General features: G+C 56.9%; 6 protein-coding genes and 1 pseudogene. 6 read left to right on the top strand and 1 reads right to left on the bottom strand.

The window, feature by feature from the left end:
- Window positions 1-577: 577 nt before the first annotated feature.
- Window positions 578-1,252, top strand: coding sequence for an OmpW/AlkL family protein (locus LPU83_RS37985; protein ID WP_024319064.1), 675 nt, complete (start codon window positions 578-580; stop codon window positions 1,250-1,252).
- A 226-nt stretch (window positions 1,253-1,478) separates the two neighbouring features.
- Window positions 1,479-1,640 (top strand): LysR family transcriptional regulator, encoded by a 162-nt coding sequence (locus LPU83_RS75080; RefSeq protein ID WP_280178241.1) that lies wholly within the window; start codon window positions 1,479-1,481, stop codon window positions 1,638-1,640.
- Here the strand turns inward: LPU83_RS75080 and LPU83_RS75075 are convergent.
- Window positions 1,569-1,742, bottom strand: coding sequence for a hypothetical protein (locus LPU83_RS75075; RefSeq protein WP_208245925.1), 174 nt, complete (start codon window positions 1,740-1,742; stop codon window positions 1,569-1,571). The genes LPU83_RS75080 and LPU83_RS75075 overlap by 72 nt on opposite strands.
- Between LPU83_RS75075 and LPU83_RS75070 the strand changes: the two genes are divergently transcribed.
- The 4 genes and pseudogenes from LPU83_RS75070 (at window position 1,735) to LPU83_RS37970 (ending at window position 4,092) form a co-directional block, all read left to right on the top strand.
- Window positions 1,735-2,232 (top strand): LysR substrate-binding domain-containing protein, encoded by a 498-nt coding sequence (locus LPU83_RS75070; protein ID WP_280178240.1) that lies wholly within the window; start codon window positions 1,735-1,737, stop codon window positions 2,230-2,232. The two genes, LPU83_RS75075 and LPU83_RS75070, sit on opposite strands and share 8 nt — an antisense overlap.
- Window positions 2,233-2,588: 356 nt before the next feature.
- A pseudogene (locus LPU83_RS75705) lies at window positions 2,589-2,984 on the top strand (helix-turn-helix domain-containing protein); the annotation flags it as partial.
- A 38-nt stretch (window positions 2,985-3,022) separates the two neighbouring features.
- Window positions 3,023-3,265, top strand: a complete 243-nt coding sequence (locus tag LPU83_RS75700) for a hypothetical protein (RefSeq protein ID WP_425301842.1) — start codon at window positions 3,023-3,025, stop codon at window positions 3,263-3,265.
- A complete protein-coding gene (locus tag LPU83_RS37970) occupies window positions 3,262-4,092 on the top strand; it encodes an ATP-binding protein (RefSeq protein ID WP_024319063.1) in 831 nt (276 codons plus the stop codon). The genes LPU83_RS75700 and LPU83_RS37970 overlap by 4 nt, the downstream gene beginning before the upstream one ends.
- Window positions 4,093-4,203 lie beyond the last annotated feature (111 nt).

Below are 4,203 nucleotides of genomic sequence, written 5' to 3'. Positions count from 1 at the left end.
TGGCGTCAGGAGTCGGCCCTTGAGATCCTAAATGGCGACTGGATGGCGATCACGCCGGCTCTTCCACCCGCCAAATCGTTTGGTAACATTATTCGGTGAGGCAATATGCGGGGTCAATTCCTCGATTCGCTTGAGATAACTGCCGAGGCCGATTGATAGCCAATTGCGTTGTGCGATCTCCGACAATGTGTCGAGGCTGCGACATAGACGAGGTTGCACTATACGTTGCTTTAAAATGATTTTCTCCTTTGGCACAGTACATGCTTGGTCGTTTACGAGCGCCCCCGGCGTTCTGAAAGTCTACTGCCGTCAAAAGTTAGTGCATTTGTCAGTCAACGCCGCCAGGAGCCGAGCAATGCGAGAAGCTTTCGCTGCTTTCGTTGAAAATCCCACTGAAGCCGGGCGTTATGAATGTGGACCTAGGAACAATGAATGAGGCCAGTAAGCATGCCTGCGACGGATTAGCGGCCGAGTACTACTAGCCTCCGGCTGCTCACACTCTCAACCGCTATCCCAAATACAAGTTGTACTTTCGCTATCGACGCAGCTCGTGGACGATTACCAAACGGAGACAAAAATGACGATCATCAAAACCGCCTACGCCATTATCGTCGCAGGGACTGTCGCTACGGCTTTTGTGGCTGAGGCGTCCGACTTAGACAGCGTACCCTATGCGCCCGCGATTGCAGCCAGCCCCAGCCCTTGGCAGCTGCGCCTGCGCGCGCTTGGCGCTATCACAAGCGACTCTGGCCGCGTTGATCGATTAGCAGGCTCCGACCTCTCTTACTCTGACACGGTCTTCCCAGAATTCGACATCTCCTATTTCTTCAATGACAATATCGCGGCTGAGCTCATCTTGGGCACGACCTATGCCAAGGTTCGCGGTGGCGGCTCAATTGCCGGTTTAGGTGAGGTCGGCGAGACTTGGCTGCTACCACCGACATTAACGTTGCAATACCATTTCACCGATTTTGGGGCCTTTCGGCCCTATGTGGGCGCCGGCGTGAATTATACAAATTTCTACAAACAATCAGGCAAAACTGCCGAGAGGCTTCACGTCAACAACGCATTTGGTGTGGCCTTGCAGGTTGGTTTCGACTATATGATCGATAGTCATTGGGGCCTCAACGTCGACGCGAAGAAGATCTTCCTAAGACCAGATTTCGAGGCCACTGTCGGCGGAAACGAGGTGACTGGTAAAGCGAGGATCGACCCCGTCCTAATCGGCGCTGGCATTACATATCGCTTTTAATCCGGCTTCCACAACAACAGTATCGCGCGCGAGTCATAATCGAGAAGAGCCATTCACAGCAGCGCCGCCCGACTGGGCGTTCGGCTGAATTGCTCGTTTAAGTTACTTTCGCGCGCGTCCTTCATGGAGCACACGGCTGCTTTCAGCTTTCGCGTCGGCGAAAGTTGGGGCACCAACTCAAAATCGCTTAGATTGTGATTAGGCTTCCATCGATCTAAACCTACTGGTGGATCTCGGGGCCTTGCTACAATATCGCAACATAAGCCGCGCGGCCCAGCATGTTGGCCGGACTCAACCAGCGATGAGCCGAGCGTTGTCAACGCTGCGGGGCATGTTCAATGACGATCTGCTGGTTCGCGGCTCGCGCGGTTCTAACGCTGATGGCTGAGCGCTTGGCTGAAAAGTTGCCTTCGGTGTTGGATGCGATTCGCCAAACGGTGAACTGCAGCGTCGCTCCAAGGGAATGGCGATGGAAGGTAACGATGGCCATTCCCGACCACCAAGCGTCAGTTCTGTTGCCGCGCCTCCTGCCGCGGCTGCGTGAGGGTGCCCCTCATCTCGACATGGTCAACGACGCGGTCTTGGCCAACGCACTGCGGCGCCTGGAGCAAGGCGAGATCGATCTGGCGGTCGGGCAGATTGGCGCTGCTATGCCTGGTTACTTGCGGCGCAGGCTCTATTCCGACCGCTTTAGCTGCCTCATTCGCCGCGACCACCCGGTCCTGGAACAGGAGTGGACGTTAGAAAGTTTCGCGGCCTTGCGCCACGTAGCCATCGCCTCGGAGCCCAACGACCGCTTCCACCAGGTCTATGACGGATTGACCGAACTGAGCGTGGCTGATTGTGACCCAATCGTGGTTTCCAACGTACTGACGGGGCGATTATTATCGCGGCGACCGACTTGGTGCTTGTTGTATCTAGCCGCGTTGCCATCCGAATCGCCTCCATGCTGCCACTCGCAGTCGTCGAGCCGCCTTTGAAACTATCTCCCTACGAAGTGGCGCTTATTTGGCACGAGCGTTGCCACCGCGACCGAGAGCATGGCAGCTGGCTGCGGCGCGAAATCACCGCAGCAGCACGGACGGCCGCATCGGGCCTAACGGAGGCATCAATGGCGAACCGGCTTGATCCCGCGTGGCGAGGACCGGACGGCGGACGCCGCGGGGGTGATGACCGTGGGCTACACCACCAGGCCCTGCGCGTCTCTCTGTTGATGCGAGGGGTCCTGTCGATACCGGATCAATACTCCCCAGAAGTGCCGTTTGAATCTTCCCCAGCTTAGCGTTGCGGCGCGTCATCACCGATCGTGCTCTCGATAGTCGAGAGGGAAATGGCGGTGATCAAACTCGGGGAGATAGTCATGATATTAGATTTGCATCGACAAGGGGTGTCGGTGTCAGCGATCGCCAGACAGACCGGTGTCGATCGAAAGACAATCCGCAAATATATCGAGCGTGGTCTTGAGGCACCTGCTTACGGGCCAAGGAAGCCTCGAGCTACGGTGATCGATCCATTCACCGCTTGACGGGTTGCTGCCTATCCTGGCCTCAGTGGCCGCAGACTCCTGCGAGAGCTGAAGGATCGCGGATATGTCGGGGGTTACACCGCTGTCACAGACTTTCTCAGAGACGTTCGTCCGACCTCAGAGCAGGGATTTGAAGTTCGGTTCGAAACAGCTCCCGGCGAACAGGCCCAGGTGGATTTCGCCCAGTTTCAGGTCATCTTCACCGACCCGACGCCACCAGAAGGCGGCTTGTCGAGGTTCATACCCTGGCCAATGAAGTTCAGATCTTCGAGGACGGCACCCTCATTGCTGTGCATCCAGTGTTGGAGGGGCGTCATCAGCGCCGCGTCGAACCCGGTCACAGGACACTTCGCTTACAGCAGCAATCGCGACCACACGTCAATAACGACCAGATCATTCTTCATGGATCCGGAGACAGGGTCATACAGCGACCGCTTGCCTTCTATGACGCTGTCGCCCGAGCCATGGCGCAGGAGAACCGCACATGAGCACCGCTCTCGATTCTGTGCCGTCGATGATCGATCGCATTCGTCATGATCTTGTCGGCTTGAAGATACCGCGTGCCCTTGAAGCACTCGACCATGTTGTCCGTCGATTGGAACAAGGGGAACTATCGGCTCTCGAAGCAATCGACATCCTTCTTTCCGAAGAGCTGACACTGCGGGAGAACAGCCGCATAAAGACCGCCCTCCGGATGGGACGCCTGGCGACCATCAAAACGCTGACCGGTTTCGATTTCACGTTTCAACCATCGCTCGATAGAGATCGGATCTTCACCCTCGCACAACTCGGTTTTGTTGACCGCCACGAGGCCATTCATTTCCTCGGGCCGCCGGGAACCGGCAAAAGCCATCTGGCAGTCGCGCTCGGCGTCGAAGCTGTCAAAGCCGGCAAAAGCGTCTACTTCTGCACACTGGCCGATCTCATTGCCGCCCTGTCCAGAGCCGAACGCGAAGGACGGCTGCAAGACGAGATCGGTTATCTGCCGGTCATCGCCGGCGGCGGCAATCTGTTCTTCCAACTCGTCAACGCCCTCTACGAGAGAGGAGCGATGATCCTGACGTCCAATCGCGGCTTTGCAGAATGGGGCGATGTTTTTGGAGACGCCGTGGTCGCCACAGCCTTGCTCGACGTATGCAAGCTCGTTGCATATTCGCGCAAAAACAGGAACATTAAATCGCACTTATTGGTCTCGATAGACCCAGGTAACCCGAGGGGACATCAGCTCGACGCAAGAGAGCCGTTCGTCGTCAAACGGGCCAGCGGGGCTCGGCAAGGGGGTATCGGCAAATCCAAGCAGAAGCCTACGCTGTAACGTCGTGCATCGAAGACAGGAGCCTTGGCTTCCCGTCGAAGAACGAAATGCTCTTCCAGAGCCGCATGAACGTCATCTCCAGGATGCGTGGCGGCGACGGCTTCCGCGTTC

It is taken from the genome of Rhizobium favelukesii (assembly GCF_000577275.2).
GTDB lineage: Bacteria > Pseudomonadota > Alphaproteobacteria > Rhizobiales > Rhizobiaceae > Rhizobium > Rhizobium favelukesii.
The sequence above is the reverse complement of the archived record's forward strand: the minus strand, read 5'-3'. Positions and strand labels throughout refer to the sequence as shown.

What these genes read in the sequence shown, in the direction of transcription:
- LPU83_RS75075 (WP_208245925.1), bottom strand. Translation starts at nt 1,742, where the DNA reads ATGGCCATCGTTACCTTCCATCGCCATTCCCTTGGAGCGACGCTGCAG.
- LPU83_RS37970 (WP_024319063.1), top strand. Translation starts at nt 3,262, where the DNA reads ATGAGCACCGCTCTCGATTCTGTGCCGTCGATGATCGATCGCATTCGT.
- LPU83_RS37985 (WP_024319064.1), top strand. Translation starts at nt 578, where the DNA reads ATGACGATCATCAAAACCGCCTACGCCATTATCGTCGCAGGGACTGTC.
- LPU83_RS75070 (WP_280178240.1), top strand. Translation starts at nt 1,735, where the DNA reads ATGGCCATTCCCGACCACCAAGCGTCAGTTCTGTTGCCGCGCCTCCTG.